Source organism: Pseudoalteromonas sp. HL-AS1 (assembly GCF_031198785.1).
Lineage (GTDB): Bacteria > Pseudomonadota > Gammaproteobacteria > Enterobacterales > Alteromonadaceae > Pseudoalteromonas > Pseudoalteromonas distincta.
The window spans coordinates 1144171-1160971 of sequence record NZ_CP133569.1 but is presented as its reverse complement, the minus strand read 5'-3'; the positions used below and the strand labels follow the sequence as shown (position 1 = coordinate 1160971).

The following is a 16801-nucleotide window of genomic DNA, read 5'->3' as shown; positions in this document are numbered from 1 at the left end:
TATTCTAACGCTAACGTGATTAAATTTAAAGCAACAAATCCCCGCGCACAAAAAAGCCGAACCTGTTAAACACAAATTCGGCTTTTAAAATTATAATTTACAAGTTACTTTTCAGCACGACCCATAAATTTGTGTTCAACAGTATTAATACGGATACGGTCACCTGTTGAAATATGCTCTGGCACAGAAATATTTAAGCCAGTAGACATACGTGCAGGTTTTGAACGAGCACTTGCAGATGCACCTTTAATAGATGGGTCTGTTTCTTCAACAACAAGTTCAACACTTGATGGTAAATCAAGTCCTACTGGCGCGCCATCGATAACAATGACGTGTACGCCTTGCGTTTCTTCATTAACAAACAAAATTTCTTCGCTAATAGCATCTTTGTTTAAGTTGTAAGGCGTGTAATCTTCATTATCCATGAACACATACTCGTCGCCATCAATGTACGATAGCATTACTTCACGGCGTGTTAAATCAGCCAGCGTTAGCATGTCACTGTCTTTGAATGTTTCGTCAACTTTACCACCGGTTACCACATCGTATAAACGCATACGGTATAAACTACCACCAGCACGACCTTGCGGCACAGAGCGCACAATATCTTTTACAACTAAAACGCGGCCATTGAAGTCAATAGCAGTACCTTTTTTAACATCACTCGCCTTTGGCATGTGTGAATTCCTATTATTTTTTTGATTGGCAGAAACATACCACGAACTGGATTTTGTTCAACTAAAATTACGTTGGTTTTACGCTACATGTTGTATTAGCTTGTAAAATTTTAATTTATACTAAAATACATATAATCAAATGTGAAAAAAACTGCTATGGTAGCTTTACCGAGTATGACTTCAAGGAATGGATCATGGACCAGAAAAAAGTACATGAGTATTTAGTTAAAAAACCACTTGTTCAGGTTACAAAACCATTTGCGCAAGAGGTTGATGTATATAAAGTGAATCATAAAATGTTTGCGACTCTTGCTATTGGCAATGACGGTCAAACTAATGATGATGGTGAGGTTATTTGGTGGCTTAACTTAAAATGCGATCCTGATGAAGCAATATCATTGCGTGATACTTTCCCGGCAGTGATCCCTGGTTACCATATGAATAAACGCTTATGGAACACAGTAATTTTAGACGGCACAATTGCACAAAGTGAAATTGAGAGAATGATTGATAACTCATTTAATTTAGTCGTAGAAAACATGCCAGAAAAAGACCGAAAAGCTATCGCACTTCACTTGTAGCACTTTTTGGGCTAGGCTACTAGCCCATTAAAACCTTACACCTTAAGCGTATAAATTAAATCGTCGTATAACTTTTCGCCTATTGTATGCACTTTAAAAAGTGTATCGGTATGGGTTAAGCCGCACTTACTAAGCACCTTTACAGAACCAATATTGCCACGCGTTACGACTGCTTTAAACTGCCTAATACCGCATTCTTTCCAAGCCCAATCAATCACAGCTCTTAACGACTCTGTCGCGTAGCCTTTATTAAAATACTCTGGCAATAATAAATAACCAAGCTCTGCGGTTTCTCCGTCATAGGCAAAGCCTGTAACACCCACTGGTTGTTTTGTTTTATTATTAATAATGAGTAAGCACAGTGGATGGCGTGATTTAGTATTCCACTTAGGTAAACGTATCTCAAAGCGGTTTCTTACCAGTGACTCCATTGGCATATCAAAACAATACTTAAGGACTTGAGGATCGCGATGAAGCGCTAGAAAAAAAGGCCAATCAGACTCTTCTATTTGGTACATGCTCAATCTTTGTGTAAATAATGTCATTAAGCTCCTCATTTAAATATTAAAAATCATAAAAAAACCGCATTTAAATGCGGTTTTTATAAATAGTAGAAACTTTATTCTTTTGTTTCAATCTCTTTAGTAACTTCAGGCTCAGTGGCACTTTGCTCTTGTGGCTCAGTGCTTTGTACTTCAGGAGCTACAACCTCAACAGTTGCTGCATTATAAAAAGTAGTACCAGAGCTTGCCATTGTTACCAGTGACTCACAAGGAGCAAAATTAGCATCGCTGTTAGCCAATGTAGACATATCAGAGCTTATTTTACTTGCGCCTAATTTATCCATATAGCTAAACGGGCCACCTAAAAATGGTGGGAAGCCAATACCAAATATTGCACCAATGTCGCCATCACGTGGGCTTGCAATAATGCCATCATCTAAACAGCGTACTGCTTCGTTAAGCATTTTTGATACACATCGCTTAGCAATTTCGCTTTTGTTTAAACGTGGAGCTAGGGTAACACCCAATAGTTCGTAAACTGACTCATCAACCTTTTTGCCTTTTTTGTCGTATTCATAAAAACCACGACCCGACTTACGACCAAGGCGTTTTGAATCAATCATACGCATAAATGCATCAGGGCCTTTAAAACGCTCACCTAATTCTTTTTCAAGAATTGGAGCAATTTTAGAGCCAATATCAATCCCTACTTCATCAAGTAGAGCCAGCGGGCCTACCGGAAAACCAAACTCAACAAGCGCCGCATCAATCTTTTCAATTGGCTCGCCTGCTAACATTAAGTTAGCAGCTTCGTTTAAGTAAGGCGCTAAAATACGGTTTACGTAAAAACCGGCCATGTCTTTTACAACAATTGGCGTTTTACCTTGCTTACGTGCAAAGTTAACAACGCGAGCAATGGTCTCTTTAGATGTACCTTCGTGTGGAATAATTTCCACTAATGGCATTTTTTCTACTGGTGAAAAGTAATGTAAGCCAATTACATTTTCAGGACGTGCTGCCTGCGCTGCAATTTGCGAAATTGGTAATGATGACGTGTTACTAGCAAAAATTGTATTTTCTTGGCATTGCTGCTCTACGTCGGCAACCATACCTTGCTTAAGCGCAAGATCTTCAAACACCGCTTCTATTACTAAATCAATGTGTTTAAAGCCACTGTAGTCTGTTGTACCTGTAATACGGTTCATTGTTAACTGCATATCAGCTTTAGACATAATACGGCGCTTAAGACGCTTATCTAAAATTTTATAGGTGTAGCTCATTGCATTACTAATGCCCTGCTCTGCTACATCTTTAATACGTACCGGTACTTTAGCTTTAACAGCACTTACATGCGCAATACCTGCGCCCATTAGTCCAGCACCTAAAACAGCAGTTTTGCTAATTGCTGCTGCGTCATCATTGCGCCACTCTTTTTTCATTTCAGTGGTTGCAAAGAAAATACCGCGAAGCGCTTTCGATTCGTCACTCATTACAAGTGTTGCAAAGCTTTCAGCTTCTGTTTTATACGCTTTTAGCTCATCAAGCTCTACACTAGCACGCACAGCCTTAATAATAGCGAGTGGTGCTGGGTAGTGCCCGCCCGTTTTTTTAAGTACGTTTTCTTTAGCTTTTTTAAAGATAAAGTTACGACCAAACGGGTTTGACTCTAATAATTTACTAATATTGTCGAGCTTTGGCTCTTTTGCTTGTGGCTTTTTCTTAGTCGCAAATTCTTTTGCAACTTTTAACAGCACACTGTGCGGTACGCAATCATCAAGCACGCCTGCTTTTTTAGCTTGCTTAGGGCGAATCTGTTTACCTGTTAGCATCCACTCTAGTGCTTTTTGAATACCAACAATTTTAGTTAAGCGCTGCGTACCGCCGCCACCAGGAAGTAAACCAAGCTGCACTTCTGGTAAGCCAATTTTTGTTAAATCGCTGTCGGTACCAACACGGTAGTCACACGCTAAAGCAAACTCTAAACCACCACCTAATGCAGCGCCATGAATCGCACTTACTGTTGTATATGGCAGTTTTGTCATATCAAAAAATGCTTGATGGCATAGTTCGCTAATAGCTAAAGCATCATCACGCTTTTGAACGCTATCGAGCATTTTTACATCGGCGCCCGCGATAAAGTTATCGCTTTTTCCGCTTATAAATACCATGCCTTTTACATTTTGCGACTTAGCGTCTTCTAATAATGCTTTTAAGTCATCGGCAAAACTACTGCGCAGGGTATTCATTTTCTCCCCTGGCACATCAATCGTTACTACGGCAATTTTATTTTCATCTACCGCTAAATTAAATACTGAATCAGTCATTACGCGCTCTCCAATACAAAGGCTGCACCTAAACCACCAGCAGCACACGCTGTTGTTAATGCTAAACCGCCACCACGACGTTTAAGCTCGTGTAAGCTTTGCGTAATTAAGCGTGCACCTGTTGCTGCAAATGGGTGACCATATGCTAAAGAGCCGCCGTTAACGTTAAACTTATCCATGTTAATTTCGCCAATTGCTTTGCTGCGACCTAAATGCTCTTGTGCAAATTTGTCTGAAGCAAACATTTTCATATTGGCAAGTGTTTGCGATGCAAACGCTTCGTGCATTTCAATTAAATCTAAATCAGCAAGCGTAATACCCGCTCTATCTAGTGCAATAGGCGTTGAATGAGCTGGGCCCATTAACATGTCTTTTTCTACGCCAATTGCCGAAAATGCAAAGCTACGTACGTAACCTAGTATTTCGTAGCCCAGTGCTTTTGCTTTGCTTTCGCTCATCATAAGTACGGCCGCTGCACCATCAGTTAATGGTGTTGCATTTGCAGCGGTTACAGTACCGTGCTGACGGTCAAAAACAGGTTTAAGCTTGGCGTAGCCTTCAACCGTTGAGTTTTTACGAATGTTGTTATCTTCTGAAATAAAGCTTTTATATGGCGGTAAATGCGCCGTCATTACTTCATCTTTTAACTTTCCATCAGCCCATGCTTGCGTTGCAAGTGAGTGAGAACGATGCGCTAACGCATCTTGATCTTCACGGCTAATGTTGTGTGTTTTAGCCATTTGCTCAGCAGTTTGCCCCATTGAAAGGCCTGTTGAGTACTCTGCAACTGCAGGAGGTACCGGTAATAAGTCTTTTAAGCGCAGTTTTGAAAATATTTTTAAACGTTGACCAAGCGTACGCGCTTTATTTAAATCAACTAAGCTGCCTGCTAGCTTTTTACTAACACCAATTGGCAGTACTGATGACGAATCTGCGCCGCCTGCAATACCTACACTTACAGATCCCGCCATAATAGATTCAGCTACATTAGCAATAGCCTGAAAGCTGGTAGCACATGCGCGCGATACAGAATATGCATCAACCGATACAGGCATACCTGTGCCCAATACAATTTCACGTGCAATATTTGGCGCTTCTGGCATTTGTACTACTTGACCAAATACAAGTTGATCAATTTCTGACTTATTGAAATTTAATCGTTCAAGCATTTCGTTAACCACCAATTTACCCATATCAAGTGCTGGTACATGGTGAAACGCTGTTGCTTGTTTTGCAAAAGGTGTACGTAAGCCGCTAACGATGGCAATACGGTCGCCCTTTGGTGTTTTTAGTATGTTTTGCTCAGACATTTATGCTCTCCCGCTGACAGGTCTGACCTGTTTGTTTTCCTCGATTCTAAACAACCCGTGCCCTAAAGCCAATAGATAAACACAAATTTATATAAACAGTGTTTAATTACGACTATCACAATAGGCTTTTTTAGACGCATTTACAAAGTTTTGTGGTACGCTAAAATTCGTTAAAAAATAACGAACTATTTTAAAAAATACAGTCTAACTCTTGAGTTACCCAATTATAAACCTTATAAATAGGTCAGTATTTATCACCTAACACTATTAGGTACAAACCCAGCTGACGAGGACAGTCCACTTATTATGGCAGCTAACGCATTTTCACAATTAAAAACGTACTTAGATACACAAATCATTGGCCAGCCAGAGCTTACACAAGCACTACTTATTGCTATTTTAGCTGATGGTCACTTATTAGTAGAAGGCCCTCCTGGGCTTGCAAAAACACGTGCAGTTAATGCACTTGCTAAAGGCATTGAAGGCTCATTTCAGCGCGTACAGTTTACGCCAGATTTATTACCAGCTGATGTAACAGGTACCGATATTTACCGCCAACAAACTAGCGAGTTTGTATTTGAAAAAGGCCCTCTTTTTCATAACCTAATTTTAGCTGACGAAATTAACCGTGCACCAGCCAAAGTACAATCAGCACTATTAGAAGCCATGGCAGAGCGACAAGTAACCGTGGGTAAAAATACCTATCCGCTTAGCGAGCTGTTTTTAGTTATGGCAACGCAAAACCCGCTAGAGCAAGAAGGCACATACCCGTTACCAGAAGCCCAGCTGGATCGCTTTTTACTGCACCTAAGTATTGACTACCCTGGCGCAGAGCATGAGCTTGATATACTGCGTTTAACACGTGGCGAAGCGCTTAACGAGCAACAACCAGTAATGCAAAAAATTAGTCAAAGCGACTTATTTGCAGCTCGTAAAGAAATATTAGGCCTTTATTTAGCAGAGCCGCTTGAGCAATATTTAGTACAACTTATTATTGCTACCCGTGAAGGCGCTAAATTAGATGCGCAACTAGGTAGCTGGATTGAGTTTGGTGCAAGCCCGCGTGCAACAATAGCACTTGATAAATGTGCTCGTGCTCATGCATGGCTTCAAGGCCGTGACTTTGTAGCACCTGATGACATTCAAGCTGTTGTGCATAACGTACTGCGTCATCGCATTATTTTAAGTTACGAAGCCCAAGCCGATGGCATTACTAAAGATAAAGTAATAAGCCGTATAGTTGAACTTGTAGCCGTACCATAAGTTATGCAAAAACAATTAGAAACCCAAGCATGGCTCAAACAGAGCCATAGCCACGGTGTTAATTTAGCACTCAAAGAGCTGATGTATTACAAAGCCAAAGCGCAATTGCTTGAACTTGCCCCTAAGGTAAAAATAAAAAATACCTTAACAGGACAATACCTTGCACCGCACAAAGGCCGAGGAATGGAATTTGCCGAAGTGCGACATTATCAGCAAGGTGACGATATTCGCTCTATTGATTGGCGAGTTACTGCGCGTACCGGCGAGACTCACACAAAGCTCTTTCAAGAAGAAAAAGAGCGCCCTGTGTTTGTGTTCACTGATTTTTCTAACTCAATGCTGTTTGGCTCAAAGTTACTGTTAAAGTCGGTGCAAGCTGCGCATATAAGCGCTCTTGTTGCATGGTCGGCGTGTCAGCGCGGCGATAGAATTGGCGGTATTGTGTTTAGTCAGCACTCGCATTTAGAGCTAAAACCCAGCGCCCGTGAAAAAGCCGTGCTTAAGCTTTGTCATAATTTATGCGACAACCACCAGCAAGCGCTTAACAATATTGATAAAACAGCCACTAACAACTTTAGCGATAACCTAAAGCGCCTTAACCATTTAGCAAAACCAGGCAGCTTAGTGTATTTAGTGTCTGATTTTAATGCTCTGGATGATGCCAGCTTTAAGCAACTCGAAATATTAAGCCGCCACTGCGAGCTGATTGGTTGCCACATAAGCGATCCATTTGAGCACCAGTTACCTGCATTTAAGCAAGCCGTTACTGTTAATGCAAATGGTCAGGACTTTGCCCTACCATTAATGGATAACAGCTTTAGAGAACGCTTTGCTAAAAATGCTGAGCAAGCATTTAGCGCGCGCTTTAATCGCCTAACTAAATCGGGGCTTAATTTAATATCATTCAATGCAGCAACACCGCTTGAGCTGCAATTAGTGAGAAAATAACCATGCAAACCAATCCACTCGATGGCCTGCACGATATAATAGCGCCAAGCCAAGTTAATTGGTGGCCACTCGCCCCTGCTTGGTGGGTTATTATTGCACTGCTGTTTTTAGCACTGTGCGCAGCTATTTATATATTTTATAAAAAACATAAATTTAAAAAGCCTAAACGCTACGCAATACAATTGAGCCAAAGTGTGCAAAACCCTCAGCAACTGCATATTATTTTAAAACGTTTAGTGATTGAATATTACGACAAGCGACTTGCTGCGCAATCTACCTCTAAATGGTGCACAACACTTAATACACTCACCGGTTTAAGCTTTACAGAACAAGAAATACTAAGCTTGTATAACCCCAGCCAAAAAGATACAACCCTGTGCGAAAAATTTCGCCAAGGTATTAAGCAATTTAAAATAAAGGAGTCAGTAAATGTTTGAATTTAGCTGGCCATGGTTATTTTTATTACTACCCTTGCCTTTATTACTTTTACTATTAAAACCCGCTGCAAGTAATGCCAGTACGCGTTTACGTATACCCAGTTTTGCAAAGCACAATTTAACCAGCCAAAGCATCGAGCCACACGCACGACGTTTAAATCCCCTCGAGTGGGTAATTTGGTTATTACTTGTTACTGCTGCTGCCAATCCAACATGGTTAGATGAGCCAATCTCATTACCAAATGAAGGACGCGATATAATGTTAGCAGTTGACTTATCAGGCTCGATGACAGAACAAGACATGGCTTACAATGGCCAATATGTTGACCGCCTCACCATGGTAAAAGCCGTACTCAGTGATTTTATAGAACAGCGCCAAGGCGACAGGCTTGGGCTGATATTATTTGGCGACACCGCGTTTTTACAAACCCCGCTCACCCGCGACGTTAAAACAGTAAGTAAAATGCTCAGCGAAGCGCAAATTGGTTTAGTGGGGCGCGCAACAGCCATTGGTGATGCATTGGGTCTTTCGGTAAAACGCTTTGCCAATAAAGATGAAAGTAACCGTATTGTGGTGCTATTAACCGACGGACAAAATACCGCTGGTAATTTAAACCCAGAAGATGCCCTACTGCTAGCTCGCGAAGAAGGGATTAAAGTGTACACCATTGGTGTTGGCTCAGATAATCCGCGCGGCTTTAGTCTCTTTAATGTGGGAGGCTCTAGTGGCAGTAATTTAGATGAAAGCTTACTTAAAAAGATTGCCGAGCAAACTGGCGGATTATACTTTAGAGCCAAAGATGTAGCAGGCCTTCAACAAATTTACGCAGAGCTTGATAAGCTTGAACCTATTAGCGCTGATGAACAAACATTTCGCCCACAAAGCTCATTATTTTACTACCCGTTACTTATCGCTATTTTACTTATTAGCTTAAAAGTAATGCTTAGTACACTGCGTGCATTAAAGGAGCCAAACTAATGGATTTTGAATTTATTCGCCCCGCTCTTTTATGGTTACTCATACCTGCTGTGGCATTATTTTTTGTTGCCTTAATTAAGCATAAAAAAACGACTAGTGAGCAGCTAATTGCACCTCATTTAGCACAATTTATAATGAGCGAAGCAAATACTAAAGCCAGCCAGCCACTTTGGTTAGTTGCTTTGTTTTGCAGCCTTGGCATTTTATTTAGTGCTGGGCCTAGTTTTGAGAAAAAACAAGTTCCTGTATTTCAAAGTAAAAGTGCCCGTGTAATTGTTATGGATATGTCGTACTCAATGTACAGCACCGATATTTTGCCAAATCGTTTAATGCAATCACGCTTTAAAGCGCTTGATATGATTGAGCTATTTAAAGAAGGTGATACCGCGCTTGTAGCTTACGCAGGCACGGCCTATGTAATTTCACCACTAACAAACGATGCCGCAACACTCAGTAATTTAATTCCAAGCTTAAGCCCTGAAATAATGCCAGACAAAGGCTCAAACGTTTTAGCGGGTCTTGATATGGCCAAAGAGCTATTAACGCAAGCGGGTTATATTGATGGCGACATTATTTTAGTGACCGACGGTATTGACCAACAAGAACAAAGCGACGTGAGTAGCTTTACCAGTAACACCCAATATAGATTAAATATATATGGTGTAGGTACCGCTCAAGGCGCACCAATTAAGTTACCTGAAGGCGGCTTTTTGAAAGACAGATACGGCCAAATTGTAGTACCTACAATTAATGCCTCTCAGCTTAAAAATTTAGCATCAAGCAGCGGCGGTAAATTTGCTAGTTACCAACCTAGCAATAACGACATAAACACATTTGCCCCAAATGCACAGAGTGAATTACTGAAAGACGAAAAACAAAGCCATGCGCTTTGGCGAATAGATGCAGGTATTTACGGGCTCTTGTTATTACTGCCATTTGGTTTGTATTTATTTAGACGTGCTGCCTTATTAGGCGCGTTTTTAGCTTTTGGCTTTTTACCTCAGCAAAATGCGTATGCCGTAGAGCTCCCTACTCTTTTGCAAAATGCAGATCAACGTGCATTAGAGGCTTACAATAATAAAGAATACGATGCAGCTACACAGGCACAATCGAGTGAGTTAAAAGGCGCGGCGCTTTACCAGCAAGGTAATTTTGATGCTGCACTTAATGAGTTTAGTAATGATAAGTCGGCTACCGGTTTATACAACTACGGTAATGCTCTTGCCAAAGCTGGCAAACTTGAGGACGCAATTGAAGCTTACAAACAAGCCCAAACCTTACAAGATGACTTTACGCAAGCAGCCGATAACCAAGCCTTAGTTGAGCAATTACTAAATCAACAAGAGCAACAAAACCAGCAAGATCAGCAAAGCGACGGCGACGACTCTCAAGACCAAGATGATAGTCAGAAAAAAGATGAGCAAAACCAAGGGCAAAATTCTGATGAGTCAAAACAGGATCAGCAACAAAATGGTGATAAAAGCGATTCTGAAAAAGGCGAAAACGAAAGTCAAAGCTCAAGCGATGAAAAATCTGATAAAGAGTCTGAACAATCAAAAGATCAACAAGGTGAGCCTGGCGAGCAATCAGATAAGCAAAATGAACCTGATATGCAAGCCCAGCCACAAAGCGAACAAGGGCAAAATAAAGACGCTGATCAGCCTAAAGAGGATGAGCAGCAACAAAGTAAGCCACAAGCAATAAGTGAGCAACCTGCCACTGATGAGCAAAAACAAAATGCTCAGCAACAAGCGATGCAAGCCCAAGCAAGTGAGCTCACTAATGAAGAAAAAGAAAAAGCACAACAGCTTAATCAACTACTTAGAAAAGTCCCGGACGATCCGGCTATTTTATTACGGAATAAAATGCAATTAGAAGCCCAAAAAAGACAATACAAACGTCGCCCTACAGGAGTCGAAAAATCATGGTAATGCGATTATTTTGCTGTTTATTGCTATTAAGTGCGATGCCTTCGTGGGCTGCCACCAAATTAGAAGCCAGCGTAGATAAAAACCCTATTTTAGCGGGTGAATTTTTTATGCTTAATATATCGGTAGACGATACAGTTAAAGGCGAGCAACCAGACACCTCATCGCTGTTAAAAGACTTTGTTGTAGGCCCAACGAGCTTAAGCTCTCGTACCAACATTATTAATGGCAGCATTAATAAACAAACTACGTGGTCAGTTAAACTAATGACCCGCACAGAGGGTGATTACACGATACCGGCATTTAGCGTTGCAGGGTTAACCTCACAACCTATTAAATTAAAAGTGGCAAAACGCTCAGTTGATGCAGATAAAAATAACGAAATATTTTTAAAAACGTCGCTCTCAAGTAATTCATTATTTGTGCAAGAAGCCGGTGTTTACACTGTTAAGCTCTACCTTGCCAAAGAACTGCTTGATGGCAGCTTAAGCACACCAAGTATGGAAGATGCTCAGCTAACCCAACTAGGTAAACAAACTGAGAGTTATGAGCTAGTTGATGGCAAACGCTACCTTGTTATTACTCGTGAGTATTTGATTCAGCCACAAAAAAGTGGTGCCTACACGATTGCAGGCCCTGCGTTTCAAGGGCGAGTACAGCAAAATTACCGCCAACTGGAGGTATCTGCTCTTGGCGATGATCAGCAAGTAGAAATAAAACCAATCCCGAGTGACTATAAAGGTGCATGGTTACCAAGCGAATTGGTTAACCTTGATGAAGAATGGCAACCTAATGACAACACAGTAGAAGTAGGTACGCCTATAACTCGTACTATTACACTTACCGCGCTTGGAGTTACAAAAGAGCAATTACCTGAAATCTCTATGCCTACTATTGATGGCATACGCAGCTACCCTGATAAAAAAGAAAATAACAATGCAGTGCGAGACGGACGCGTTGTGTCGCAGCAAATGGCATCATATGCCTTACTGCCGCAAAAACCAGGTACTTATACTTTGCCTGAAATAAAGCTGCCTTGGTTTAATACCAAAATGAACCGTATTAGCGTAGCCACATTACCAAAGCGTACTATTACAGTAACGCCAAGTACTACCGCGCCTAATACAGCCATAGCAAACCCACAACCCAGCACAAATAATTCACCTACTCTTGAAAATATTTCGAATCAAGCAACTGGCACACAACCTATTGAAACTAAAAGTGATACTCCTCTTTGGTTAATAGTTGTTGCCGCTTTAGGGTATATTTTATGGATTGGTACTGTAATTTTTTACTTAATAAGCCGTTCTACTAGAGATACGACTGAAAAATTACAGCTAAACACCCGTGGTACTTCTCAGCCAAGCTTAAATGAGCTTAAAGCATTAGCCAAAACACACGATGTGAAAGCCTTTTACACCGCATTAAATAACTTTTCTGTAAAGGTGACCCATAAAAATGTTGGCGCGATTGATGAGCTCTGCATCCGCGTAAACAGCAGCGAGCTTAATGGTCTCATTAGCCAATTGCAGGCACAACTTTACAGTAATAAAGGCGCAAACACGGATCTTAATGCTATTATTAAAATTCTTGAGAACTATCAAACTCAGGCATCAAAGTCGCAACAAGCTGTATTAAAAGACCTTTATGATTAATAACTACGAACCTTAGGTCTTTTTTTGCAATAACTAATAATTTTTAATTAAAAAAGTGCTTATGCTTGGAAAGAAAAAATCAAACAATCAGGTCTTAATCGATATGGCAGAGAAACAAAAGCGTTATGAAGCCTTGGTCCACGTTTACAATAAAGAGCTTTATCGCTTTGCTTATTGGTTATGCCGTGATCCGCACATAGCAGATGATTTAGTACAGGAGACGTTTTTACGCGCATGGCGTTCACTCGACTCTTTACTTGATCAAAAGGCAGCTAAACCCTGGCTGCTTACTATATTACGAAGAGAAAACGCACGCCGATTTGAACGTAAACAGTTTGATTACAGCGACGTAGAAAACGATACGCTTGTTGATGAAACCAGCCATTCATTAGACGATGAAATGGAACAAACGGTAATTCAACGCCAGATTGCACTGCTATCTGATGAATACCGAGAGCCATTATTACTGCAAGTTGTAATGGGCTGCTCTGGTGAAGAGATTGCAGGCATACTTAATTTAAATAAAAACACGGTAATGACTCGTTTATACCGTGCCAGAAATCAACTTAAAGAGGCTTTAAGCCGTGATGATGAACAACTTAAAGGGGCATCAAAATAATGGATGAACTTGAGTTTCGTCGCCGCACTATTGCGCAGCCAAACGACATTGACAAGGAGCTTATGGAATTTGCTGACAATAACCCAGAGCGACAAAGTTTTATTAACGATATGAAAGATTTTGATAAATTCATTCAAGATTCTTTAGATATACCTGTGCCTGAAAATCTTGCAGACCGCATTCTTTTAAACACATCGTTAAAAGAAAAAGCACTCCAAGAAGAACAAGCAACAGGCAAAAACGTGGTTGATGCTCGATCGCGTTTTAAGTTTGATCGTGTACATCTTGCGTTAGCAGCGTCTTTTGTAGTGGCGATTAGTGCCTTCTTTTTTAGTACAGAGCAAAATATTGCACACGAAGCAGGTGAGCATGCGCTTGCCCATGTGTACTACGAAATTAATGCGCTTGATAAAAAAGAGCCCATTAGCCTACAAAGCGTCAACGACAAGCTTGCAGTATTAGGTGGTCATCTTGATGAACTTCCAGGCGCTGTAACTTATGCCATGTTTTGTGATTTTAAAGGCGAAAAAGGACTGCATTTAATATTTGAGTCTGACTTTGGTCCTATGACGGTATTTATAGTGCCTTCTGAAAATAAATCATTTGGTTTTGGGGATGACAACTTCCGCGATGAGCGCTTTGAAGGTCACATTAATCGTGGCTCACAAGCTGATACTATTTTAGTGGCAAGTCTTGGAGCACCTCTAGATACATACAATGAACGCGTTACTGGCGCAATTCGTTGGCTTTAAAATAGACAAATTTACCGCTTAGTTTCTACTGAGCGGTTTTTTGATTATATACTCACCAATAAAACGTTTCTTCTACACCCAAAACCTCTGATTTTTAAAGTAATTAATTAAATTTCTAAAGAAAGTAAATTATAATCGCGGCTCGATTTTAATTAGGGAATTTCATGAAGAACATCATCGTTATTTTTTCATTATTGGCATTATTATGTACTGCCAGTTTTGATGCACACGCACGTAAAAAGTTTGGCAGTAGTAAACGCGGACAGACACCTGCAACACAACAAACAGCGCAAAAACAGCAAACAGATACAACAACACCTAACGCTGCACCTAAAGCAACATCAAATAAAAAAGGCATTATGGCAGGCGTTTTTGGGGGACTTTTAGCGGGTGGCTTAATTGCAGCAATGTTAGGCGACGATTTTGAAGGTTTTCAGCTATTAGAAATGATTTTATTAGCTGGCGGACTCTTTATTTTATTTAAGCTAGTAACGGGCTTTTTACGTGCTAATCGTGCCCCACAACTTGCCAGTGCAAATACAAGTGCTCAGCAAAATGCTCTTAAACAAGCACCTATCGAGCAACCAACAAGTACAGGCTTTGCAAGCAGCGCCCCGCAAGGTGAAAGTGTGCCTTTTAATTTACCACCTAACTTTGACGTTAATGGCTTTTTGCAAGGTGCCCGTAGTCATTACCATACGCTACAAACTGCATGGAACAATGCCGATTACACCACAATGGCTGAATACTTAAGCCCTGCACTTGTTGCCGAGTTTAAAGCTGAACGTGAAGCTATACAAAGCGTAGAAACAGAAGTGATGTTTATTGATGCCGAACTTGTGCGCGCAGATACAAACGCGCAATCGTGGCAAGTTAGTGTTCGCTTTAAAGGTAAGTACCGTGATTTAGGCGATAAAAAAGAAGAGCCTATTTTAGAAATTTGGCACTTAGAGCGTCTAATTTCAGACGACGCTCCATGGCTAATAGTGGGTGTTGAAGATTTAATTGATACTCAATAATTTTATATTGTTTAAAACACCGCGCTCTTAACGCGGTGTTTTTTATTTAAAAAACAATTGATTTACCACGTCCTGATGCTTCAGAAGCGGCATCTAATTGGCCCTCTTTATTAATAATAACGTGTAAGTCACCAAAGTGGTTCTCATCTATGGTGTAACCCATTTTTGTAAGCTCTGCTTTTACGCTATCGGTTAAACCTATGTGTGTTTTAATTATATTTTTAGGCCACAATTGATGATGAAAACGAGGGCTATTTACAACCTGCTCTGCAGTCATATCAAACTCTACCGCATTTAAAATAGATTCGTACACAGAGCTAATAATGGTTGTACCACCAGGCGAGCCTGTCACCATTTTAACCGTGTTGTCTTTAAGGAGTATTGTAGGCGTCATAGAGCTAAGCATACGCTTGTGCGGCTGTATTTCGTTAGCTTTACCGCCTATTGCACCAAACACATTCATAACACCTGGCTTGGCACTAAAGTCGTCCATTTCATCATTTAAAATAAACCCTGCACCTTCAACAACTACACCGCTACCAAACCCTAAGTTTATTGTGGTGGTATTTGCGACAGCGTTACCCATTTTATCAACGATTGAAAAGTGCGTAGTTTGCTCACTTTCTTTAAGGCCCGGTTTAATATTTTCGGTAGTCGAGATAGCGGTTAATGAAATGCCATTACTTCGCTCTTTGAGGTAGTTAATATTAGTTAATGCGTTGACTGGTACATCAAAAAAGTCAGGATCGCCTAAATACTCCGCTCTATCTGCAAATACACGTTTACCTATTTCAGAAAGTAAGTGTACATACTGAGTAGAGTTATGCGCTAAGCCCGCATCTGGTTTTTGTAACTCATACATTTTAAGCCACTGTAAAATAGCAATACCACCTGAACTCGGCGGTGGCGAGGTAAGTACTTCATAACCATTCCAACTCGCTTTAATAGGTGTACGTGATTTAGCGGTGTAACCTTTTAAATCATCTTGATTAATTATACCGCCATGTTGGTGCATAAATTTAGCAATAATATTTGCAGTTTCGCCTTTATAAAACCCATCTTGGCCGTTATCACGGATACGCTTTAGCGTCGCCGCTAACTCGGGTTGCTTAAATACTTTATTAGCTTTTACATCAGCAAAGTATTTTTCGAAGTTTACATTTATTTTTTGCTCTTTTAGGTGGGCTATATAATAGCTCACACCTTTTGCTAACTTAGGCGGAACTACAAACCCTTGCTCAGCCAACGTTACCGCAGGTTGTACTAATTCTTCCCACTTTAAAGTGCCATGCTTTTGATGGGCAAGCCACATGCCCGCTACACTGCCAGGTACACCGCTTGCGTGAATGCCATATATTGATTTGTTTGCAATAACATTACCTTGCTCATCTAAATACATATCACGATGAGCTGCTGTTGGCGCTGTTTCGCGATAATCTATAAAATCACCCTTGCCATCTTTTTGAATAAGCATAAATCCCCCGCCGCCAATATTGCCGGCTTCAGGAAGCGTTACTGCAAGTACAAATTGTGCCGTAATAGCCGCATCAACAGCATTACCGCCTTGCTCTAATATACTTTTAGCAGCATCGGCACTGAACGAGTCAGGCATTGCTACCGCGCTTTGCGATAAAGGCTGCGCTAAAACACTAAAAGCAGCGAACTGTAAAACCAGCACACTTTTGACAATTAATTTATTTGGTGAAAAAAGCAATCCCATACAACATCCTTAATTTATTATTTTTTAGTTACGCATTCTTATTAATGCACGTCACTTAAGGACAGGTCAATCTTTATACTGTTGAT

At 40.6% G+C, this 16801-nt stretch carries 15 protein-coding genes; 10 read left to right on the top strand and 5 right to left on the bottom strand.

Annotated elements, in window-relative coordinates; all coding sequences use genetic code 11:
- Positions 1–104: 104 nt before the first annotated feature.
- The gene (yeiP, locus tag RB214_RS05375; protein WP_002962153.1) at positions 105–677 is read right to left on the bottom strand and encodes an elongation factor P-like protein YeiP; all 573 of its coding nucleotides are present in this window, start codon (positions 675–677) and stop codon (positions 105–107) included.
- Between the two features lie 194 nt (positions 678–871).
- Here yeiP and RB214_RS05370 point away from each other — a divergent pair, with 194 nt between their 5' ends.
- On the top strand, positions 872–1258 hold the full coding sequence (locus tag RB214_RS05370) for an MmcQ/YjbR family DNA-binding protein (RefSeq protein ID WP_024596739.1): 387 nt from the start codon (positions 872–874) through the stop codon (positions 1256–1258).
- Positions 1259–1293: 35 nt separating this feature from the next.
- Here RB214_RS05370 and RB214_RS05365 read toward each other — a convergent pair whose 3' ends face one another.
- The 3 genes from RB214_RS05365 to fadI form a co-directional block, all read right to left on the bottom strand.
- The gene (locus RB214_RS05365; RefSeq protein ID WP_165723595.1) at positions 1294–1803 is read right to left on the bottom strand and encodes a GNAT family N-acetyltransferase; all 510 of its coding nucleotides are present in this window, start codon (positions 1801–1803) and stop codon (positions 1294–1296) included.
- Between the two features lie 74 nt (positions 1804–1877).
- Complete coding sequence (fadJ, locus tag RB214_RS05360) at positions 1878–4085, bottom strand: fatty acid oxidation complex subunit alpha FadJ (RefSeq protein WP_309168560.1); 2208 nt, start codon at positions 4083–4085, stop codon at positions 1878–1880.
- Positions 4085–5395, bottom strand: a complete 1311-nt coding sequence (gene fadI, locus RB214_RS05355; protein ID WP_004335629.1) for an acetyl-CoA C-acyltransferase FadI — start codon at positions 5393–5395, stop codon at positions 4085–4087. The genes fadJ and fadI overlap by 1 nt, the downstream gene beginning before the upstream one ends.
- A gap of 306 nt (positions 5396–5701) precedes the next feature.
- Between fadI and RB214_RS05350 the strand changes: the two genes are divergently transcribed.
- The 9 genes from RB214_RS05350 (at position 5702) to RB214_RS05310 (ending at position 14995) form a co-directional block, all read left to right on the top strand.
- Entirely contained in the window at positions 5702–6658 is a 957-nt protein-coding gene (locus RB214_RS05350; RefSeq protein ID WP_309168558.1) for a MoxR family ATPase, read from the top strand.
- A 3-nt stretch (positions 6659–6661) separates the two neighbouring features.
- On the top strand, positions 6662–7606 hold the full coding sequence (locus RB214_RS05345) for a DUF58 domain-containing protein (protein WP_309168557.1): 945 nt from the start codon (positions 6662–6664) through the stop codon (positions 7604–7606).
- Between the two features lie 2 nt (positions 7607–7608).
- A complete protein-coding gene (locus RB214_RS05340) occupies positions 7609–8043 on the top strand; it encodes a DUF4381 domain-containing protein (RefSeq protein WP_309168556.1) in 435 nt (144 codons plus the stop codon).
- Positions 8036–9022 (top strand): VWA domain-containing protein, encoded by a 987-nt coding sequence (locus RB214_RS05335; RefSeq protein ID WP_182712767.1) that lies wholly within the window; start codon positions 8036–8038, stop codon positions 9020–9022. Before RB214_RS05340 ends, RB214_RS05335 begins: the two co-directional genes overlap by 8 nt.
- Positions 9022–10953, top strand: coding sequence for a VWA domain-containing protein (locus tag RB214_RS05330; protein ID WP_309168555.1), 1932 nt, complete (start codon positions 9022–9024; stop codon positions 10951–10953). The genes RB214_RS05335 and RB214_RS05330 overlap by 1 nt, the downstream gene beginning before the upstream one ends.
- A complete protein-coding gene (locus tag RB214_RS05325; protein WP_309168554.1) occupies positions 10947–12605 on the top strand; it encodes a BatD family protein in 1659 nt (552 codons plus the stop codon). Before RB214_RS05330 ends, RB214_RS05325 begins: the two co-directional genes overlap by 7 nt.
- Before the next feature lie 103 nt (positions 12606–12708).
- The gene (locus RB214_RS05320; protein ID WP_004335617.1) at positions 12709–13224 is read left to right on the top strand and encodes a sigma-70 family RNA polymerase sigma factor; all 516 of its coding nucleotides are present in this window, start codon (positions 12709–12711) and stop codon (positions 13222–13224) included.
- Positions 13224–13976, top strand: coding sequence for a DUF3379 family protein (locus tag RB214_RS05315; protein ID WP_138489429.1), 753 nt, complete (start codon positions 13224–13226; stop codon positions 13974–13976). The genes RB214_RS05320 and RB214_RS05315 overlap by 1 nt, the downstream gene beginning before the upstream one ends.
- Before the next feature lie 164 nt (positions 13977–14140).
- Positions 14141–14995: a Tim44-like domain-containing protein gene (locus tag RB214_RS05310; protein WP_309168553.1), complete on the top strand. Its 855-nt coding sequence runs from the start codon at positions 14141–14143 to the stop codon at positions 14993–14995.
- A gap of 46 nt (positions 14996–15041) precedes the next feature.
- Here RB214_RS05310 and ggt read toward each other — a convergent pair whose 3' ends face one another.
- Positions 15042–16715 carry a gamma-glutamyltransferase gene (gene ggt, locus RB214_RS05305; RefSeq protein ID WP_309168552.1) on the bottom strand — a complete coding sequence of 558 codons (1674 nt, stop codon included), beginning with the start codon at positions 16713–16715 and terminating at the stop codon, positions 15042–15044.
- Between the last annotated feature and the right edge of the window lie 86 nt (positions 16716–16801).

Bases quoted from the DNA above. Each gene is read 5' to 3' on its own strand.
- RB214_RS05350 (WP_309168558.1), top strand. From the start codon at position 5,702: ATGGCAGCTAACGCATTTTCACAATTAAAAACGTACTTAGATACACAA.
- RB214_RS05340 (WP_309168556.1), top strand. From the start codon at position 7,609: ATGCAAACCAATCCACTCGATGGCCTGCACGATATAATAGCGCCAAGC.
- yeiP (WP_002962153.1), bottom strand. From the start codon at position 677: ATGCCAAAGGCGAGTGATGTTAAAAAAGGTACTGCTATTGACTTCAAT.
- ggt (WP_309168552.1), bottom strand. From the start codon at position 16,715: ATGGGATTGCTTTTTTCACCAAATAAATTAATTGTCAAAAGTGTGCTG.
- RB214_RS05330 (WP_309168555.1), top strand. From the start codon at position 9,022: ATGGATTTTGAATTTATTCGCCCCGCTCTTTTATGGTTACTCATACCT.
- fadI (WP_004335629.1), bottom strand. From the start codon at position 5,395: ATGTCTGAGCAAAACATACTAAAAACACCAAAGGGCGACCGTATTGCC.
- RB214_RS05325 (WP_309168554.1), top strand. From the start codon at position 10,947: ATGGTAATGCGATTATTTTGCTGTTTATTGCTATTAAGTGCGATGCCT.
- RB214_RS05335 (WP_182712767.1), top strand. From the start codon at position 8,036: ATGTTTGAATTTAGCTGGCCATGGTTATTTTTATTACTACCCTTGCCT.
- fadJ (WP_309168560.1), bottom strand. From the start codon at position 4,085: ATGACTGATTCAGTATTTAATTTAGCGGTAGATGAAAATAAAATTGCC.
- RB214_RS05320 (WP_004335617.1), top strand. From the start codon at position 12,709: ATGGCAGAGAAACAAAAGCGTTATGAAGCCTTGGTCCACGTTTACAAT.
- RB214_RS05310 (WP_309168553.1), top strand. From the start codon at position 14,141: ATGAAGAACATCATCGTTATTTTTTCATTATTGGCATTATTATGTACT.
- RB214_RS05345 (WP_309168557.1), top strand. From the start codon at position 6,662: ATGCAAAAACAATTAGAAACCCAAGCATGGCTCAAACAGAGCCATAGC.
- RB214_RS05365 (WP_165723595.1), bottom strand. From the start codon at position 1,803: ATGACATTATTTACACAAAGATTGAGCATGTACCAAATAGAAGAGTCT.
- RB214_RS05370 (WP_024596739.1), top strand. From the start codon at position 872: ATGGACCAGAAAAAAGTACATGAGTATTTAGTTAAAAAACCACTTGTT.
- RB214_RS05315 (WP_138489429.1), top strand. From the start codon at position 13,224: ATGGATGAACTTGAGTTTCGTCGCCGCACTATTGCGCAGCCAAACGAC.